The 17,696-nt window shown below is 70.6% G+C and carries 15 protein-coding genes; 7 read left to right on the top strand and 8 right to left on the bottom strand.

Going from position 1 to position 17,696, the window contains the following annotated elements; translation table 11 throughout:
* Positions 1 to 21: 21 nt before the first annotated feature.
* Complete coding sequence (locus tag CF165_RS10520; protein WP_240521529.1) at positions 22 to 1,032, bottom strand: LacI family DNA-binding transcriptional regulator; 1,011 nt, start codon at positions 1,030 to 1,032, stop codon at positions 22 to 24.
* 134 nt (positions 1,033 to 1,166) lie between these two features.
* On the opposite strand from CF165_RS10520, the gene CF165_RS10515 reads away from it, so the two are divergent.
* The 4 genes from CF165_RS10515 to CF165_RS10500 are packed head-to-tail and all read left to right on the top strand — an operon-like array spanning position 1,167 to position 7,332.
* Complete coding sequence (locus CF165_RS10515; RefSeq protein ID WP_093947276.1) at positions 1,167 to 2,462, top strand: extracellular solute-binding protein; 1,296 nt, start codon at positions 1,167 to 1,169, stop codon at positions 2,460 to 2,462.
* A complete protein-coding gene (locus CF165_RS10510; RefSeq protein ID WP_093947275.1) occupies positions 2,459 to 3,430 on the top strand; it encodes a carbohydrate ABC transporter permease in 972 nt (323 codons plus the stop codon). Before CF165_RS10515 ends, CF165_RS10510 begins: the two co-directional genes overlap by 4 nt.
* Positions 3,430 to 4,254, top strand: coding sequence for a carbohydrate ABC transporter permease (locus CF165_RS10505; protein ID WP_093947274.1), 825 nt, complete (start codon positions 3,430 to 3,432; stop codon positions 4,252 to 4,254). The genes CF165_RS10510 and CF165_RS10505 overlap by 1 nt, the downstream gene beginning before the upstream one ends.
* Positions 4,255 to 4,269: 15 nt before the next feature.
* Complete coding sequence (locus CF165_RS10500; RefSeq protein ID WP_093947273.1) at positions 4,270 to 7,332, top strand: glycosyl hydrolase 115 family protein; 3,063 nt, start codon at positions 4,270 to 4,272, stop codon at positions 7,330 to 7,332.
* A gap of 71 nt (positions 7,333 to 7,403) precedes the next feature.
* On the opposite strand, the gene CF165_RS10495 is transcribed toward CF165_RS10500, so the two are convergent.
* The gene (locus CF165_RS10495) at positions 7,404 to 8,465 is read right to left on the bottom strand and encodes a LacI family DNA-binding transcriptional regulator (protein ID WP_093947272.1); all 1,062 of its coding nucleotides are present in this window, start codon (positions 8,463 to 8,465) and stop codon (positions 7,404 to 7,406) included.
* A 112-nt stretch (positions 8,466 to 8,577) separates the two neighbouring features.
* Between CF165_RS10495 and CF165_RS10490 the strand changes: the two genes are divergently transcribed.
* Positions 8,578 to 9,561: an endo-1,4-beta-xylanase gene (locus tag CF165_RS10490; protein WP_240521528.1), complete on the top strand. Its 984-nt coding sequence runs from the start codon at positions 8,578 to 8,580 to the stop codon at positions 9,559 to 9,561.
* Between the two features lie 69 nt (positions 9,562 to 9,630).
* Here the strand turns inward: CF165_RS10490 and CF165_RS10485 are convergent, their stop codons facing one another.
* From CF165_RS10485 to CF165_RS10460, 6 genes are all read right to left on the bottom strand, one after another.
* Complete coding sequence (locus CF165_RS10485; RefSeq protein ID WP_093947270.1) at positions 9,631 to 10,563, bottom strand: acyl-CoA desaturase; 933 nt, start codon at positions 10,561 to 10,563, stop codon at positions 9,631 to 9,633.
* Between the two features lie 327 nt (positions 10,564 to 10,890).
* Positions 10,891 to 11,094, bottom strand: a complete 204-nt coding sequence (locus CF165_RS10480) for a cold-shock protein (RefSeq protein ID WP_093947269.1) — start codon at positions 11,092 to 11,094, stop codon at positions 10,891 to 10,893.
* 100 nt (positions 11,095 to 11,194) lie between these two features.
* Entirely contained in the window at positions 11,195 to 12,490 is a 1,296-nt protein-coding gene (locus tag CF165_RS10475; protein WP_205660815.1) for a class I SAM-dependent methyltransferase, read from the bottom strand.
* Positions 12,472 to 13,878, bottom strand: a complete 1,407-nt coding sequence (locus tag CF165_RS10470) for an FAD-binding oxidoreductase (RefSeq protein WP_093947268.1) — start codon at positions 13,876 to 13,878, stop codon at positions 12,472 to 12,474. Before CF165_RS10470 ends, CF165_RS10475 begins: the two co-directional genes overlap by 19 nt.
* A gap of 81 nt (positions 13,879 to 13,959) precedes the next feature.
* Positions 13,960 to 14,499: a hypothetical protein gene (locus CF165_RS10465; RefSeq protein WP_093947267.1), complete on the bottom strand. Its 540-nt coding sequence runs from the start codon at positions 14,497 to 14,499 to the stop codon at positions 13,960 to 13,962.
* Entirely contained in the window at positions 14,496 to 14,930 is a 435-nt protein-coding gene (locus tag CF165_RS10460) for a DUF6292 family protein (protein WP_093947266.1), read from the bottom strand. The genes CF165_RS10465 and CF165_RS10460 overlap by 4 nt, the downstream gene beginning before the upstream one ends.
* Positions 14,931 to 15,117: 187 nt before the next feature.
* Here CF165_RS10460 and CF165_RS10455 point away from each other — a divergent pair, with 187 nt between their 5' ends.
* Entirely contained in the window at positions 15,118 to 15,549 is a 432-nt protein-coding gene (locus tag CF165_RS10455) for a DUF6292 family protein (protein WP_093947364.1), read from the top strand.
* Between the two features lie 34 nt (positions 15,550 to 15,583).
* Complete coding sequence (locus tag CF165_RS10450) at positions 15,584 to 17,689, top strand: S9 family peptidase (protein ID WP_093947265.1); 2,106 nt, start codon at positions 15,584 to 15,586, stop codon at positions 17,687 to 17,689.
* Positions 17,690 to 17,696: the final 7 nt, after the last annotated feature.

The raw sequence follows: 17,696 nt of genomic DNA, 5'->3' as shown, positions 1-17,696 counted from the left end.
CGCCCTTCGTCTAAGAGGAGGTCAGGTGAGGGCACGCGTCGAGCGCCGCACGACCAGGCCGGTGTCGAGCGTGACGTGCGTGTGCCCGACCTCGTCGCCGTTGATCAGCGCGATGAGCATGGCGATCGCGCGGTGGCCCATCTCGCGGATCGGCTGGTTCACCGTGGTGAGCGGCGGGCTGCAGAGCGCCGACTCGGGCACGTTGTCGAACCCCACCACGGAAAGGTCGTCGGGCACCGAGAGCCCGAGGTCGCGCGCCGCGCCGACGGTCGCGATGGCCGAGATGTCGTTCGCGGCGAACACCGCGGTCGGCCGGTCCGGGCCGGTCAGCAGGGCGTGGGCCGAGGCCGCGGAGACCTCCGGGTCGTAGGCGCCGATCCGGATCAGGTCGTCGTCCGGGGCGATGCCCGCGCCCGTCAAAGCCCGCAGGTACCCGGTTTTCCGCAGTTCGGCGGACTGCAGGTCGGGACGGCCGGCGAGGAACGCGATCCGCCGGTGGCCCAGGTCGAGCAGGTGCTCGGTCGCCAGCTGGGCACCGCGCAGGTTGTCGGAATCGATGGTCGGCAGGTGCGAGGGCCCGGTGTGCGGGTCGACCGCGACGACCGGTGTGCCGGGCACGACCTCCAGCGAGACGGTCGGCGTGACCAGCACGGCGCCGTCGACCAGGGTCCCGCTCAGCCGGGACAGGTAGCGCTTCTCCCAGCCCACCGGGTCGCCGGTGCGCCCGCCCGCGGAGTAGACGACGAGTTCGAACCCGCTGCCGCGGATGGCGTCCGCGGCTCCCTTGAGCAGCTCGGTCGAGAACGGTTCGAGGTCGGCGACCAGGATCCCGATCACGTTCGTCCGGTGGTTTCTCAGGCTCTGCGCCACGAGGCTGGCCTCGTAGCCGAGTTCTTCGATCACCGCACGGACTCGCGCGAGCGTCGCGGCGGAGACGCCATAACGCTCGTTGATCACTTTGGAAACCGTGGCCACCGAGACGCCGGCCCGGGCCGCGACGTCACGGATGGTCACCCTCGAGCTGGGCTGCATCGGCTCAGACTAACCGTGGAAAACGTTATCGACAACGATTGACATCCCATTTGCCCCCGGAGCAGACTCTTCGCCAACCCGGGCGCTGTGACGCCCCGTCCAACTCGGCCGAAGTCGTCAGGAGTGGACCCACGATGTTTGTGAAACGCCGGATCACCGTTCTCGCCGCCCTGGCGGCCGTAGCCCCGCTCGCCCTTTCCGCGTGCAGCGGAGGGAACGACACACCCGCGCAGCCGACCGGCCCGGTCACCCTGACCTGGTGGCACAACGGCACCACCGACCCGATCAAGTCGATCTGGGAGAAGGTGATCGCGGACTACCACCAGGCGCACCCCGACGTCACGATCAAGGCCCAGCCGCTGCAGAACGAGGACTTCGGCACCAAGGTCCCGCTCGCCCTGCAGTCGGCCGAGCCGCCGGACATCTACCAGTCGTGGGGCGCCGGTGACCTGGCTTCCCAGCTGACCTCGGGCAAGGTCGCCGACATCACCGACTTCACGAAGTCGTGGATCACCCAGACGACCGGCAAGTTCGGCGAGAACTGGCAGGTCGACGGCAAGCAGTACGGCGTGCCGTTCGAGCAGCACTTCGTCGGCTTCTGGTACCGCAAGGACCTCTTCCAGCAGGCGGGGATCACCACCCCACCGAAGACCATGGACGAGCTGAACGCCGCCGTCACCCAGCTGAAGGCCAAGAACATCGCGCCGATCTCGGTCGGTGGCAAGGACCGCTGGCCGGATGCCTTCTACTTCAACTACTTCGCCGTCCGCGAATGCTCGATCGACGTGCTCAAGAGTTCGGTGAAGGCGGTCAAGCTCGAGGACCCGTGCTGGACGAAGGCCGGGCAGGACCTCAAGAACTTCCTGGCCACGCAGCCGTTCCAGACCGGGTTCGCCGGCACGCCGGCCCAGCAGGGCGCGGGCAGCTCGGCCGGCCTGGTCGCCAACGGCAAGGCCGCGATGGAGCTGCAGGGCGACTGGGAGCCCGGCACGATGTCGTCGCTGACCGACGACAAGCAGCTCGACTCGAAGGTCGGCTGGTTCCCGTTCCCGTCCGTCGCCGGTGGCCAGGGCGACCCGTCGGCGGTGCTCGGCGGCGGTGACGGTTTCGCTTGCACCACCCGCGCGTCGAAGGCGTGCGCGGACTTCCTGCAGTACCTGGGCAGCGAGCCGGTGCAGACGCAGCTCGCCGCGCAGGGGGCCGGCCTGCCGGTCAACACCGTCGCCGCGAAGTCGCTGAAGACCGACACGCTCCGCGAGGTCTACGACTACGGCACGAAGGCGCCGTACCTGCAGATGTACTTCGACCGGGCGTTCCCGACGGCGGTCGGCGCCGCGCTGAACGACGCGGTGGCCAACATGTTCGCCGGCCAGGGCACCCCCGAAGGCATCGTGACGGCCGTCAACCAGGCCGCGGCGGGCAACAAGTGACGACGGCGACGACCCCGGTGCGGACGGCGGCGCGGCCGTCCGCACCGGCGGTCACCGCCCGGAAGCACCGGCCCGGCCTGCGCAAGCGGCTCGAGCTGGCGGTGCTGCTCGGGCCCGCCCTGCTGCTGTTCGCCGGGTTCGTCCTGGTGCCGATCGGGATCGCGGCGTTCTACAGCGTCTTCAACTGGAACGGGTTCGGCCCGCTCGACGACTTCGTCGGGTTCAAGAACTACTCCGACGCCTTCGCCGGCTCGGTGTTCCAGCGCGCCATCGTCCACAACCTGATCATCGCCGGGCTGTCGATCGTGGTGCAGCTGCCGCTGTCGATCGGGCTGGCGCTGCTGCTCAACCGGAAACTGCGGGGGCGCGCGGTGCTGCGCGCCCTGGTGTTCGCCCCCTACGTCCTGTCCGAGGCGATCACCGCGGTCATCTGGTCGCTCATGCTGCAGCCGAACGGCTTCGCCGACCGGGTGCTCAGGAGCGCCGGGCTCGGCGGGCTAGTCCACAACTGGCTGGCCGACCCGGGCATCGTGCTCTACACCCTGTTCGCGGTGATCACCTGGAAGTACATCGGCTTCGGCATCATCCTGCTGCTCGCCGGCCTGCAGGGCGTACCCACCGAACTGCGCGAGGCCGCGGCGCTCGACGGCGCTTCGGCGTGGCAGACCACCTGGCACGTGGTGCTGCCGCTGCTCGGGCCGACCATCCGGATCTGGATCTTCCTGTCGGTGATCGGCTCGCTCCAGCTGTTCGACGTCGTCTGGATCATGACGACGGGCGGCCCGGCGAACGCGTCGACGACGATGGCGACCTACCTGATCGACCACGGCTTCAAGCGCTACGAGTTCGGGTTCGGCTCCGCGGTGGCGGTGATCCTGTTCGTCATCTGCTTCGTGTTCGCCCTGCTGTACCAGCGGTTCGCGCTCCGCCGCGACACCCAGGGGGCCCTGACCAGGATGGTGGGCTGATGCGGTCCGGCAAGTTCGGCCTGTCGATGGGCTACCTCGCGGCGATCGTGGTGGTCGGCGTGACCGTCGTGCCGCTGCTGTTCGTGGCGCTCGGCGGGTTCCGCACCAACGGTCAGATCAACAACGACCCGGCCGCGCTGCCGGGACCGTGGGTGTTCGACAACTACGCCTCGGTGCTCGGTTCGAGCGCGTTCTGGACGTTCCTCGGCAACAGCGCGCTGATCGCGGTGATCGCCACCGCGCTCGCGGTCGGGCTCGGCTCGATGGCCGGGTACGCGCTTTCGCGCTACCAGTTCAAGGGCCGCGAGGCGTTCTACACGCTGTTCACGCTCGGCCTGCTGTTCCCGATCGGCGTGGCGACGCTGCCGCTGTACCTGTGGCTGCGCCAGCTGGGCCTGCTCGAGAGCTTCTGGGGCGTGGCGATCCCGGAGGCGGCGTTCTCGCTGCCGGTGACGATCGTGATCCTGCGCCCGTTCATGCACGCGATCCCCGGCGAGATCGAGGACGCGGCCGTGCTCGACGGCACCACGCGGCTCGGGTTCTTCTGGCGCATCCTGCTGCCGCTGTCGACCCCGGCGCTGACCACGGTCGCCGTGCTCGCCTTCGTCACCAGCTGGAACACCTACCTGCTGCCGCTGCTGGTGTTCAACGACTCCGGGCACTTCACGCTCCCGCTCGGCGTCGCGATGTTCCAGTCCGCCTTCTCCCAGGACACCGCCAGGGTGCTCGCGTTCACCGCCCTGTCGGCGATCCCGGCGCTCGCGTTCTTCGTGCTCGCCGAACGGCGCATCGTCGGCGGGTTGACCGGATCCGTGAAGGGCTGACTCAGGAGGTCTGCCGTGCCGTCCGAGGTACACCGTCGTGCCTTCCTGCAACTACTCGCGCTGGCCGGTGCGGCGGGGTCCGTCGCCCTGCCGGGCCTGGCCGAAGCCGGAACCGGATTCCCGTTGGTGTCGCGGGGAAGGGCCGCGACGATCGTGGTCGGTTCGGCTGACTTCCCCGGCGTCCGCCGGGTCGTGGGCGACCTGGCCGCGGACATCGAGCGCGTCACGGGCGTGCGGCCCGCGGTGTCGTTCGACGTCGTCCCCGCGCAGGGCCCGGTCGTCGTGGTCGGCACCCTCGGCCACAGCCCGCTGGTCGACGGGCTGGTCGCGGCCGGCAAGCTCGACGTCACCGGGATCGCCGGGAAGTGGGAGACGTCGCTGAGCCAGGTCGTCGACGGACGGCTGGTCCTCACCGGCAGTGACCAGCGTGGCGTGATCTACGGCGTCTACGAGGTCTCGCGGCGCATCGGCGTCTCACCCTGGTACTGGTGGGCGGACGTCCCGCCGCGGCGGCAGGCGGAGCTGCACCTGCCGCGCGAGCGGTTCAGCCTGGGCACCCCGCACGTGAAGTACCGCGGGTTCTTCATCAACGACGAAAACCCGGCGCTCGGCACCTGGGCCCCAGCCTACTTCGGCCCGGGCCAGGCGCCCGGGTTCCCCAACGGCTTCAACCACCTGTTCTTCGCCAAGGTCTTCGAGACCATGCTGCGGCTGCGGGCCAACTACCTGTGGCCGGCGGTGTGGGGGCGGGCGTTCGCCGAGGACGACCCGCTCAACCACGCCACGGCCAAGGAGTACGGCATCGTCATGGGCACCTCGCACGAGGCGCCGATGATGCGCGGCATTGAGGAGTGGAACCGGCACGCGGTCCCCGCGGTCCGCGACGCGGCTGGGAACATCACGACACCGGGGCACGACCCGTACGGGGGCACGGGGGAGTGGAGCTTCCGCCGCAACGGCGAGGCGATCAAGGCCTACTGGACCGACGGGATCCGCCGGATGGTCCGCGAGGACTTCGAAGGCGTCGTCACGCTCGGCATGCGCGGCAACGGCGACGTCGGCCTGCCCGACGGCGACGGCATCGAGCTGATGCGGGAGATCATCGCCACCGAACGGGAGATCCTCGCCCGCGAGACCGGCCGCGACCTCACGACGGTGCCGCAGGTCTGGACGCTGTACAAGGAAGTCCAGCGCTACTGGGCGAAGGGCCTGCGGCCGCCGGACGACGTCATCGTCGTGTTCACCGACGACAACTGGGGCAACATCCGCAAGATGCCCGACCTGTCGCTGCCGCCGCACCCCGGCGGGTACGGGCTGTACTACCACTTCGACTACGTCGGCGGCGGCCGCAACTACAAGTGGGTCGACACCGCGCTGCTCGCGAACACGTGGGAGCAGCTGCACCAGGCGTTCGCCTACGGCAACGACCGCCTGTGGGTGGCCAACGTCGGCGACATGAAGGGCAACGAGCTGCCACTGCAGTTCTTCCTCGACTACGCCTGGGATCCGGCGGCGCTGCCGGTCGAACGACTGTCCACGTGGGAACGGTCATTCGCCTCGGAGAACTTCGGTGCGGCGCCGGCTTCGGACATCGCCGGGGTGCTGCACGACTACGGGCGGCTGCAGTCGCGGCGCAAGCCGGAGCTGCTCAACCGCCGCATCACCGTCGACCCGGCCCAAGACCCGGCCACCGCCGCGGCGATCACCTACGACGACCAGATGACGCCGTTCAGCCTGGTCAACTACCGCGAGCTGGACACGGTCACGCAGGAGTGGCAGGACCTGGCGGCGCGGTCGGCGAAGATCGCGGCCCGGATCCCGGCCGCGTACCGGGACGCCTTCTACGAGCTCGTGCAGTACGAAGTCCAGGCGACGGCGAACCTGTACGCGCTCCGGCGGGCCGAGTTCACCAACCTGTTCTACGCCGCGCAGGGCCGGGCGTCGGCGAACGCGCTGGCCGCCGTCACCGAAGCCCGCTTCGCCGACGACCTGGCCATGGCGGAGAAGTACAACACCGGCATCGTCGGCGGCAAGTGGAAAGGCTTCCAGACCCAGCCGCACATCGACTACGGCGACGTCGCCCGCTACGGCCCGAACGCGCCGTGGCAGCAGCCGGAGAAGGACAACGTCGCGTTGCCGGACGTCATCTTCCCGGCGGTTCGGCGAGTCGAACTGCCCGCCGCGGCTTCGCTCGGTGTCGCCGTCGACGGCTCGGAGCAGTGGTGGCCGGCTGCCCCCGGCCGTCCGGCGCTGCCGGAGTTCAGCCCGTACCAGAGCGCGCCGCCGCAGTACATCGACGTCTTCAACCGCGGCCGGGAACCTTTCCGCTGCACGGTTTCCGGCGGAGCGCCGTGGGTGCTGGTCGAGCCGCGCGGCGGCCGGGTGACCGAGGAGCTGCGGATGACCGTGCGGATCGACTGGGCCCGGGCACCGAAGGGGACCACGACGGTCCCGGTCACGGTGTCGGGCGCGGGCGCTTCGGTGGTGGTCGACGCGGTCGTGCGCAACCCGTCGCTGCCGCCGTCTTGGCGACGCGGGTTCATCGAGGCCGGCGGCTACGTGTCGATGGAAGCCGAGCACTGCAGCGCGAACATCGGCGCGGCGGACGTCTCGTGGCGGCGCATCCCGGACATCGGCCGGACCGGCGCGGGCATGACCCCGTTCCCGGTGACGGCGGCGAGCCGGGCGCCGGGGGCCGGGCCGCGGCTGGAGTACCGGATGACGCTGTTCACGACGGGGCCGGTCACGGTGTGGGCGTACCTTTCCCCGCGCAGCAACGTGCTGCCGGGCGACGGGCTGAGGTACGCGGTCTCGTTCGATGACGCCGAACCGCAGGTCGTGAACATCACGAAGGCCACGGGTGCCGACGACACCTCGATGAACCGCCAGTGGGAGCGGACCACTTCGGACAACGTGAACCTGACCTCGACGCGCCACGTCGTCACGGCGCCGGGCCCGCACGTGCTGAAGTTCTGGATGGTCGACCCGGCGGTGATCGTGCAGAAGCTGGTGGTCGACACGGGCGGTCTGCGGGCGAGCTACCTCGGGCCGCCGGAGAGCGTGCGATGGCCCTGGTGAGCGGCTTGCGGCCGGCGACCGGGCGTGGTTCCGCGGCGGCCGGCCGGCGGCCGGCCGCCGGGCTGCCTCGCTCAGCCCGTCAGCGCCCGGTAGGCCTGGTGGGCCGGCGCCGCGGTGCTGTGCCGGATCACCAGGCTCGTCGCCAGCTCCAGCCGGTGGCTCTCCGGGTCGACTCCGCGGGCCAGCGAAATCGCCAGCCGGGCACCGGCCGCCGCCATCTCCTGCAGGGGCTGGCGGATCGTCGTCAGCTCCGGGGTCAGCCAGCGGGCGATCGGCAGGTCGTCGAAACCCACCACCGAAAGGTCGTCCGGGATGCGCAGCCCCGCGTCGCGCGCGGCCTCGTACACGCCGAGTGCCTGCAGGTCGCTGCCGGCGAACACCGCCGTCGGCCGGTCGGGGAGGGTGAGCAGTGATGCCAGCTCCCGGTAGCCGGACCGGACGTGGAAGTCGCCGCGGCGCACCAGCGCCGGGTCGAACGCCAGCCCGGCCGTCTCCAGTGCCGTGCGGTAGCCGTCGATCCGGGCCCGGCTGCACAGCACCCCTTCCGGCCCGCCGATCATCGCGATCCGGCGGTGGCCCAGCTCCACGAGGTGCCGGGTGGCGGTCAGCCCGCCCTGCCAGTTCGTGGCCCCGATCGAGGGCGTCTCCGGACCGGGCGCGCCCGCCGGGTCGACGACGACCAGCGGGATGTCACGGGCACGCAGCTTGGCCAGCTGCCCGCCGGTGAAGTCCGAGCAGACCGAAACGATGCCGACCGGGCGGCGGGCGAGCACGCTTTCCAGCCAGCTCTGGCCGGGCGTGTGCCGCCCCGACGATTCCGCGAGGACGACCGCCATTCCGTTTTCCCGGGCGACGCACTCGACCCCGCGGATGATTTCCAGCGCCCAGGTGCTTTCGAGTTCGTGGAACATCAGTTCCAACAGGCGAGAACGGCGGGACCGTTCGTCGGCCCGGCGCCGGTAGCCGTATTTACCGATGACTGCCTCGACGCGGGCGCGGGTGGTTTCGGCGACGTCGGGACGGCCGTTCAACACTTTCGATACGGTCGGCACGGAAACGCCGGTCTCGGCGGCGATCCGGGCGATGGTCACCCGGGACGCGGTCGGTTCGAGATTGTCAGACCTCGTTGTCATGAAGGAGATTCTAGAACATCGAAACCTGAAACGAAACGCTCGAAACTTTCGATTCCCCATTGTTCTGCGGAGGGCGAAGATGCTCAGAAGAATTCCGAAAAAACGTGCCTTGATGGCGGTTGTGGTCGCTATGGGTATTGCCGCGTGGCAGGCACCTGCGGCAGCGGCCTCGGTTCCGCTGAAAAACGTCACCAACCGTTACGTCGGCAGCGCGGTGGCCGCGACCTATCTGGCTTCGGAAAGCGATTACCGGGCCGTGCTCACGCGGGAATTCGACAACGTGACGCCCGAGAACGAGATGAAGTGGGGCACCGTCGAAGCCGTCCGGGGCCAGTACGACTGGTCGGGTGCGGACGCGATCGTCCGGTACGCCCAGCGGACCCACAAGACGGTCCGCGGCCACACGCTGGTCTGGCACTCCCAGCTGCCGGACTGGGTGGCCGCGCTGCCCGCCGACGAGCTGCGGCGCGTCCTGCGCGACCACATCTTCACGGAAGTCAAGCGGTACAGGGGGAAGATCCGCGCCTGGGACGTCGTCAACGAGATCTTCAACGAGGACGGCACGCGGCGTGACACGGTGTTCCGGCAGAAGCTCGGGGACGGCTTCGTCGCCGACGTCTTCCGCTGGGCGCACGCGGCCGACCCCGGTGCGAAGCTGTACATCAACGACTACAACATCGAAGGGGTCAACCCGAAGAGCGACGCGGTGTACGACCTGGTGAAGACGCTGCGGCGGCAGGGCGTGCCGATCGACGGCGTCGGCATCCAGGGGCACCTGTCGATCCAGTACGGCTTCCCGGGGCAGTACCGCGAGAACCTGGCCCGCTTCGCCAGGATCGGCGTGGAAACCGCGGTCACGGAGGCGGACGTCCGGATCCCGACCCCGCCCGACGCGGCGAAGCTCGCCACCCAGGCGAGCTACTTCGGTCAGCTGTGGGACGGCTGCCACGCGGTGTCGCGCTGCGTCGAGTTCACGACGTGGGGCTTCACGGACCGGCACTCGTGGGTCCCGGACGTGTTCCCCGGCGAAGGCGCGGCCTGCCTCTTCGACGAGAACCTGCACCCGAAGCCGGCCTACTACCGGCTCAACCCCTGATCCGACGTCATGAGGGGCACCTTCCCGGCCTTGAAGCCGGGACGGTGCCCCTTCTTACAACCGTGTCCGTCAGCGGGCGAGCGCGGCCAGCCGCTTCGCCGTCGGCCAGCGCACGTTCCACGCCCAGCCCAGCTTCTCGAACACCCAGATGACCCGGGCGGAGATGTCGATCTGGCCGCGCAGCACGCCGTGGCGGGCCGATGTCGGGTCCGCGTGGTGGGTGTTGTGCCAGGACTCGCCCATCGACAGGATGGCCAGCGGCCAGAAGTTCGCCGAGCGGTCCCGGCTGGCGAACGGGCGCTCGCCGATCATGTGGCAGACCGAGTTCACCGACCACGTCACGTGGTGCTGGAAGGAGATCCGGGCCAGGCCCGCCCAGAGGAACGCCGTCAGCGCGCCCCACCACGAGAGGGTGATCAGCCCGCCGAGCAACGGCGGCAGCAGCAGGCTCACCACGACCCACACCGGGAAGAGCCGGTCGACGACGCGCAGGTCGCGGTCGGCGGCCAGGTCGGGGGCGAACCGCTCGACGTTGGTCTTGTCGCGGCCGAAGAGCCAGCCCATGTGCGCGTGCCAGAAGCCGCGGGCCAGCGCCACCGGGGACGTCCCGAACAGCCACGGCGAGTGCGGGTCGCCGTCCCGGTCGGAGAAGGCGTGGTGACGGCGGTGGTCGGCGACCCAGCCGATCACCGGGCCCTGCGCCGCGAGGCCGCCGGCGATGGCCAGCGCGATCCGGAGTGCCCGCTTCGCGCGGAACGAGCCGTGGGTGAAGTAGCGGTGGTAACCGACGGTCACCCCGAGCGTCGACACCACGAAGAACGCGCCGCCGATCGTCAGGTCGAGCCAGCTGACGCCCCACCCCCAGAACACCGGGACGGCGACGGCGAGCGCGAGGAAGGGGACGAGCAGGAACGTGCGGATGGTGATGAGTTCGGGGATCGTCTGCTTGCCCGAGAGCACGGGTTTCGGAGCCGGAGGGGCTGCCTTCACGGAGGCGGTCATGCACTACTCGATTCGAGGTCTACGCCGCGCCGGACCGAGCCGGGCGCGGAAGGCCGGGGGCGGGAAACACCCGGCGGTCAGCGGTCTGGAGGCGGCCGGGCGGGTCGCCGCTCCTGCCGGCGATCGGCCTCGAGGCCACGGTGCGAAAGTGAGGCCGGCCGGACGCCGGCATACGGGGGATGCGCTCGTACCCGTCCTACGTTACCTGACCGTTGTGAATCCGCAGTGTGGCCGAGAGACGCGGGGTGGCCGAGAGACGCGGGCCGGCGGGAACGAGTAAGGCCCCCGCCCCTGGTCGGGGGCGAGGGCCTTAGGGTGCCTCGTGGCTCAGATGACGTTGACGCGCTGAGCCTGGGGGCCCTTCTGGCCCTGGCCGATTTCGAACTCCACGCGCTGACCCTCGTCCAGCGACTTGAAGCCGCTGCCCTGGATCTCGGAGTAGTGGACGAACACGTCCGGGCCCCCGCCGTCCTGCGCGATGAAGCCGAAGCCCTTTTCGCCGTTGAACCACTTGACACTGCCCTGAGCCATACCAATACCTACTCTTTGTAGTGAGCCTGGACGCCCCGTTCGGACACCCGGTCTCAAGACCATTCTTCCATTACCGGGCCGGGGAGGCCAGCCCCGGTGGTCAAACTCCCCAATCGGGGCGCAGCGGCATGCCCATCCCGCCCTCGCTGTCGGTCCGGACCCCCAGGATGTGGTGCAGTTCGATCTCGCGCCGTTCGAAGGCGAGCCGGCAGGCCGCGAGGTAGAGCGCCCACACGCGGCTGCGCCCGGCACCGGCCTCGGCGACCGCTTCGTCCCAGTGTTCGTCGAGGTTGGCGCACCACCCGGCCAGCGTCGTCGCGTAGTGCTCGCGCAGGTTCTCCGAGTGCCGCACCTCCAGCCCGGCGTCGTGCATGGCCGTCATGAGCTCGCCGGGTGCCTCCAGCTCGCCGTCCGGGAAGACGTACCGGTCGATGAAGCCGCGCGACCGGTGCGCGACGCTGGTGTCCGGGTTGGTGATGCAGTGGTTGAGCAGGCGCCCGTGCGGCTTGAGCTTGCCGGCCAGGAAGCGGAAGTAGCCGGGCACGTTGCGGGCCCCGATGTGCTCGGTCAGGCCGATCGAGGAGATCGCGTCGAACCCGGTCTCGGTGACGTCCCGGTAGTCGAGGTGGCGGATCTCGGCGCGGTCCGCGATCCCCAGCGCGACGATGTTCTTCTGCGCCCACTGGGCCTGTTCACGCGAAAGGGTGACGCCGATGGCCTCGACGCCGTAGTGCCGGACGGCGTGCGCGACCATCCCGCCCCAGCCGCAGCCGACGTCGAGCAGCCGCATCCCCGGCTTGAGCCCCAGCTTGCGGCAGACCAGGTCGAACTTGTTCGCCTGAGCCTCCTCCAGCGTGGCGCCTTCGTGCGGGAACACCGCGCACGTGTAGGCCATCGACGGGCCGAGGACCAGTTCGTAGAACCGGTTGGACACGTCGTAGTGGCTGGCGATGGCCTCGCTGTCACGCGCCTTCGAGTGCCGCAGCGCGGTCATCCCGCGCCGGAACCGGCTCGGGTGCTCCTCGGCCGGCGGCTTGACCACCCGCAGGTGGCGCGGCCCGAGCTTGCGCAGCAGCCACAGCCGGTCGGCCGGGGTGAGCTGGTCGACCTGGGTGGCCAGGGCACGCAGCGCCGTGTAGAGGTCGCCGGTGACTTCGAGCGCGCCGGCGACGTACGCGCGGGCGAGACCGAGGTCACCGGGCGAGGACATCAGGTAGTCCAGCGCCAGCGGCGAACGCACCTCGATGGCCACCGGCGCGTCGGCCGGGCCGCTGCTGCTGCCGTCGTAGGCGGTGATCTTCACCTCGGCACGAGGGCCGAGCAGCCGCTCGAACACGGCACCGACGGTGATGTTTTCCTGGGTCACGTTCGTTCCTTTCACCGGCCGCGGACGCATTTTTCGTAGAGGCCGAGCAGTCGCTCGCGCGGGTCATAGGCCCGCTTGAGCTCCCGGTAGGCATCGCCGTTGTAGAGCCGCCAGAACTCGTCCTCGGTGTAGAAGCTGTCCGAGTACAGGGACTTGTGGCCGCCGAGCCGGGTCACCTCGGCTTCGATCATCCGGTTGTGCACGCCGTCGCGCTCGCCGGGGGCCAGGGGCACGGCCGACCAGAACCCGAAGTTGACGTACAGCTCTTCGGGGTCGAGCTCGTAGAGCGGCCAGCGGACGTCGCCGGGCCGCTGCCGCAGCGGGCAGATCCAGACCGGGCTGATCGGGATCTCCCGCTCGAAGAATTCGAGGAACTCCGCGGCGCGGCCGACCGGGACCTCGATGTCCTGCACGATCGTCTCTTCCGGCGGCAGGCGCCGCAGCTTCAGCAACCGCTGCGCGATCTTGAACCGGCGGTCGAGCGCGACGGCCTTCCAGTACACCGAGGACCGCAGGAACCGGCGGCCGAGCAGCAGCCGGGGCAGCCGGTGCTGGACGCCGAAGGCACGGGAGCACCAGAACCAGTCGGTGTCCCAGCGCCACAGGTAGTCGCGGACGGTGAGGTGGTCGGTCTCGCGCCGCTGGATCGAGCGGTAGTAGATGTCCAGCCAGGTGTAGTCGCTCGTCGCGGGCGCGGAGTCGGTGAACGTGGCCAGCGTCAGGTACAGCTCGTCCGGGCCGAAGACCGTGCCGTCGACGAAATCGACGTGCTCGCCCTCGTGTTCGCTCGACGCGCAGATCTCCCGCAGGGCTTCGAAGTACTTGCCCCGGTCGTGGTGACGGACGTGCCGGAGCTTCACGAACGGCTTCACCGGTTCCAGGTGGATCCGCAGCCGCAGCGCGTACCCGAGGGTGCCGTAGGAGTTGGGGAAGCCGTGGAACAGGGCGCGGTGCTCGTTGTCCGGCGTGGCGACGACGATCCGGCCGTCGCCGGTCAGCACCTCGATCTCCAGCACCGACTCGTGGGGCATGCCGTTGCGGAACGACGAGGACTCGATGCCGAGCCCGGTCACCGCGCCGCCGAGGGTGATGGTCTTCAGCTGCGGCACGACCAGCGGCATCAGGCCGTGCGGCAGGGTGGCGTCGACGAGCTGTTCGTAGGTGACCATCCCTTCGACGTCGGCGGTGCGGGTCTCCGGGTCGACGCGCAGGACGTGCGTGAACCCGGAGACGTCCAGGCCCGGGTGCTTAGCGGCGGCGCGGGAGCGGAAGAGGTTCGACGTCCGTTTCGCCAGCCGGACGGTCGCTTCGCCGCCGATCGCGGTGAGCTGCCGTCTCAGGGCGTCGACGCGGGCTTCGTGCTCGGGGAACGCCGGGCCCGGACGGGCTTCGGGTACCCCGGCCTGATCAATGGTCACCCCCCGATCCTGCCTCACCGGGTTGGCGGGCGCACTGTTCTGTCAAGGTGATCGTTTCCACCCGTCCCGCCCGCTGGGAAGTCAGGCGATCGCGCGCAGCGGGGTTTCCCCGTCCAGCAGCGTCTCGGCGTCGGCCAGGAAGGCGTCGATCCGCCGGAGCCGGTCGGCGGTGCGGCGCTCGATCGCCGCCAGGCGGTCGGCCCGGCGCCGGGCTTCGTCGACGATCCGGCAGGCCCGTGCGCGGGCGTCGGCGTCGCGGCGGTCCGCGGTCTCCCCGGCTTCCCGGACGATCGCGGCGGCGCGGTCCCGGGCCGCCGCGACGATCCCGTCCGCTTCGGCGTGCGCCAGTTCGAGGAGGTGCCGGACCCGGTCGCTGATGGCGGCCGGATCGGCCGGCGTGCGGCACAGCCGGTCGAGCCGGGTACGCAGCGCGGCGTTGCCGGAGCGGGCGAGTTCGAGCTGCCGGGTGAGGTTTTCGGCTTCGGTGACGGCCGCGTCGCGGTCGGCCGTCAGCAGCCGGATCTCGGCGAGGAGCTCGTCGATCCGCTCGTCGACCTGCTCGCGGTCGTAGCCGCGCAACGTCAGCGCGAAGCTCTCCGGCAGGGGCAGCACCGCCGTCATCGGGCCACGGCCGGACGGCGCAGCAGCGCGGCGAGCTCGTCCCCGTCGCCCGCGGTCCGCAGCATCACGGGGTCGGGGCGGCCGACGGTGTGGTCGTCCTGGTGCAGCGCGGTGACGAACCGCGCGACCCGGTGCGGCGGCGGGGCGATGGTGCCACCCAGGTAGCGCAGGACGATCAGGTCCTCGCCCGAGTGCGTCTCGATCGCCGCCGACCAGCCGCGTTCCTCGTCCCAGAGCAGGGCGACGTCGCGGTCGGGGTAGTGCGGCAGGCGGGTGTCGAGGGCTACGTAGGCCGAAATCGGGCGGTCGTGGTCGAGGGTGCACGACTCGAGGCCGATCCCCAGCTCGGCGGTGACATCGCGGAGGTAGTCGAGCAGCGCGGGGACGGCGGGGTGCTGGTAACCGGTCGGAAGTTCGATCGATGCGGTCACGGGGGCGGGTCACCTTTCTCTTCGGGTACTTCGGTTCTAACATGTCGTCGAAACGATGACAAGTGAGATGTCGCCGGATAGACGACATTCGGTGCGGCGGTTCGCCGGGATTGAGCAGCGTGGGGGCGGGGTATCCGTTTCCCGGACCGCGGGGATCCCGCGGCGGGACGGGGAAAGCGAGGCGGCGTTGAGCATTCTGATCGACTTCGGGCGCGACACGGAGTTCTCGTTCGAGCGGCGGCTGCGCGGGTACGTGGGCGCGGTGGCCCGGGCCGTCGGAGTGGGGCTGGAGTCCTGCACAGTGGACGCGGGCACGCCCGCCGCCGCCTACATCGCCCTCGACTGGCGGCTGACCCGGTTCCCCGAACACGATCTGGCGCTCGTCTGGGACGAGGTCCACGGCTGGGCGGCGGCGATCGAGGACGCGACGGGCGACGCGGCCACGGCTTTGACCCACCTCGGCGGCGACGTGTTCGCCGAACCCCGCGCGGTGGTCAGGTTCCTCGCCGCGGTGCGAGCGGACGACGCGGGCGCGGGTCAGCTGGAGGCCCCGGTCCTCCGGGAGGCCGGCGACCACGAGCAACTGCTGGCCCTGCTCCCGGACGGTCTTCGTCGATAGGGTTCCTCCCGAGTAGTTCGAACAGGGGGCCTGGGTGACGGAGCTGACGGCGGAAGCCGTGGTCGATCGGATCGTGCCGCGGACGCCGCGGCTTTCCCCGGACGGCCGGTGGGTAGCGTTCGTGAGCGGCGCGATCGGCCGGACGGGGAAGCACCCGGTGAGTGGCTTGTGGCTGGCCCCCGCCGACGGCAGTGCGCCGCCTCGGGAACTGGCTCCTTCGGACGCGGAAGACCACGAGCCCCGGTGGGCGCCGGATTCCGGCTCGGTTTTCTTCCTGTCCGATCGTGACGAGCGGGGTACGGCCCAGCTGTACCGGGTGGGCCTCGACGGTGGTGCTCCGGAGCGGCTGACGGACTGGACCGCGGGAGTTCACGCGCATGTCTGGTTGCCGGGTCGGGCCGGGGTGGTCGCGGAGGCGAAGAGCGACCGGTCGGCTGATTCCGGGGGCGGTGCGAACGGGCCGGGTGTGGTGGCCGCGCAGGATGAGATCGGGCGGTCGGCCGATCCCGAAGTCGGCGCGAACGGGTCCGGCGAAGCCCAGTCGCGCATTCCGGTGCCGGACCCGGGTGTGGTGGTGTTCGTGGCGCCCGACCGGGACTTCCAACCGGCCGATCCCCGCGTCCGCGTTGTCACCGCAAGCGGTACCCGGACCGGCGAACCGGGCCGGACCTGGGACACCGTCGCCCGGCCCGACCGGCTCTGGCTGCTCGACCCGCGGACCCGCGCCGTCAGCGCGCTCGGGAACTTCGGCCAGCGGCACGTCGTCGAAGTCGCCGCGCGCCCCGATGGCGGTGCTCTCGCCGTGTTCACCTGGTCCGTCGCCGATCGCGATCCCGGCCTGTTCGAACCCGGCCTCCACCTCGTCGACCCCGGCACCGGTGCGGTGCGCGACCTCGGCACCCCGGCGCTCGAAGCGTCCTCGCTCACCTGGTGGCGCGGCGAAACCGGCTGGCACCTCGCCTACCTCGGCCTCACCCCGCCCGGGCTGGTCGGTGGCCGGGCCGTGTTCGAGGTCGGCGAAACGAGCGGCGAGCACCGCAATCTCACCGCCGGGCTGACCGTCTGCCCGGACGAGCTGGTGCCGGCGGGCGACGGTCCGCCGCTGGCGTTGTTCGCCGAGGGCCTGGACACCACGGTCCGCCGGCTCGAGCCCGCCACGCGAACCTTCGCCGAACTGACCCGCGCCCCCGGCAGCCTGAAGTCCCTTTCCGCCGGCGGCGGGAAGATCGCCGTCGTCGCGAGCACCGCGACCGAACCCGACGCCGTCCACGCCGGATCGCCGGCGGGCCCGCTCGCCCGGCTCACCGAGTCGCCGCTCCCCGGGATCCGCTGGGGCACCCGGGAACGCTTGTCCTACCGCGCCGAAGACGGCTTGGAGCTCGACGGGCTCCTGATCCTCCCACCCGGCAAGACCCGCGAAGACGGGCCGTTCCCCCTGGTCACCCTCGTCCACGGTGGCCCAGACGACCGCTACGCCGACCGGTTCCACCTGAACTGGTACCCGTCGGGCCAGTGGCTCGCGACGGCCGGCTTCGCGGTGTTCCTGCCGAACCCGCGCGGCGGCTGGGGCCACGGGCACGCCTTCGCGGTGAGCGTCGCCGGGGCCGTCGGCGGTGCCGAGTTCACCGACATCCTCACCGGAATCGACCGCCTCGTCGACGACGGCGTCGCCGACCCGCGACGGCTCGGCATCGGCGGCGGCAGCCACGGCGGCTTCATGGCGGCCTGGGCGGTCACGCAGACGGACCGCTTCGCCGCGGCACTCGTCTCCGCGGGCGTCATCGACTGGCGCGTCCTCGCGGCGACCGGCGACCTCACGCGGTTCGATGCCGCGCTGGGCGGTCCGGACGGCAGCACGAGCCCGATCACCCACGCCCACCACATCCGCACCCCGGTCCTCATCCTGCACGGCGAGGAGGACACCAACGTCCCGCTCTCGCAGGCGGACCTGCTGCACCACGCCCTGCGCGACCGGGGCGTGGAGCACGAGTACGTCGTGTACCCGCGGGAGGGCCACTCGTTCCGCGAACGTGGCCACCAGATCGACGTCCTGCGCCGCGCACGCGAGTGGTTTTCCCGGTGGCTCGCGCCCGAACGGCTTCCGAGCGTCCGAATCGGACAGGAGGCCCGGCCGGTGTGAACTCCCG

It is taken from the genome of Amycolatopsis vastitatis, assembly GCF_002234595.1.
GTDB classification, from domain to species: domain Bacteria; phylum Actinomycetota; class Actinomycetes; order Mycobacteriales; family Pseudonocardiaceae; genus Amycolatopsis; species Amycolatopsis vastitatis.
This window is presented reverse-complemented; position numbering and strand designations above follow the sequence as displayed.

What these genes read in the sequence shown, in the direction of transcription:
- CF165_RS10515 (WP_093947276.1), top strand. Translation starts at nt 1,167, where the DNA reads ATGTTTGTGAAACGCCGGATCACCGTTCTCGCCGCCCTGGCGGCCGTA.
- CF165_RS10505 (WP_093947274.1), top strand. Translation starts at nt 3,430, where the DNA reads ATGCGGTCCGGCAAGTTCGGCCTGTCGATGGGCTACCTCGCGGCGATC.
- CF165_RS10480 (WP_093947269.1), bottom strand. Translation starts at nt 11,094, where the DNA reads ATGGCTCAGGGCAGTGTCAAGTGGTTCAACGGCGAAAAGGGCTTCGGC.
- CF165_RS10495 (WP_093947272.1), bottom strand. Translation starts at nt 8,465, where the DNA reads ATGACAACGAGGTCTGACAATCTCGAACCGACCGCGTCCCGGGTGACC.
- CF165_RS10485 (WP_093947270.1), bottom strand. Translation starts at nt 10,563, where the DNA reads ATGACCGCCTCCGTGAAGGCAGCCCCTCCGGCTCCGAAACCCGTGCTC.
- CF165_RS10520 (WP_240521529.1), bottom strand. Translation starts at nt 1,032, where the DNA reads ATGCAGCCCAGCTCGAGGGTGACCATCCGTGACGTCGCGGCCCGGGCC.
- CF165_RS10475 (WP_205660815.1), bottom strand. Translation starts at nt 12,490, where the DNA reads ATGCGTCCGCGGCCGGTGAAAGGAACGAACGTGACCCAGGAAAACATC.
- CF165_RS10465 (WP_093947267.1), bottom strand. Translation starts at nt 14,499, where the DNA reads ATGACGGCGGTGCTGCCCCTGCCGGAGAGCTTCGCGCTGACGTTGCGC.
- CF165_RS10490 (WP_240521528.1), top strand. Translation starts at nt 8,578, where the DNA reads ATGGCGGTTGTGGTCGCTATGGGTATTGCCGCGTGGCAGGCACCTGCG.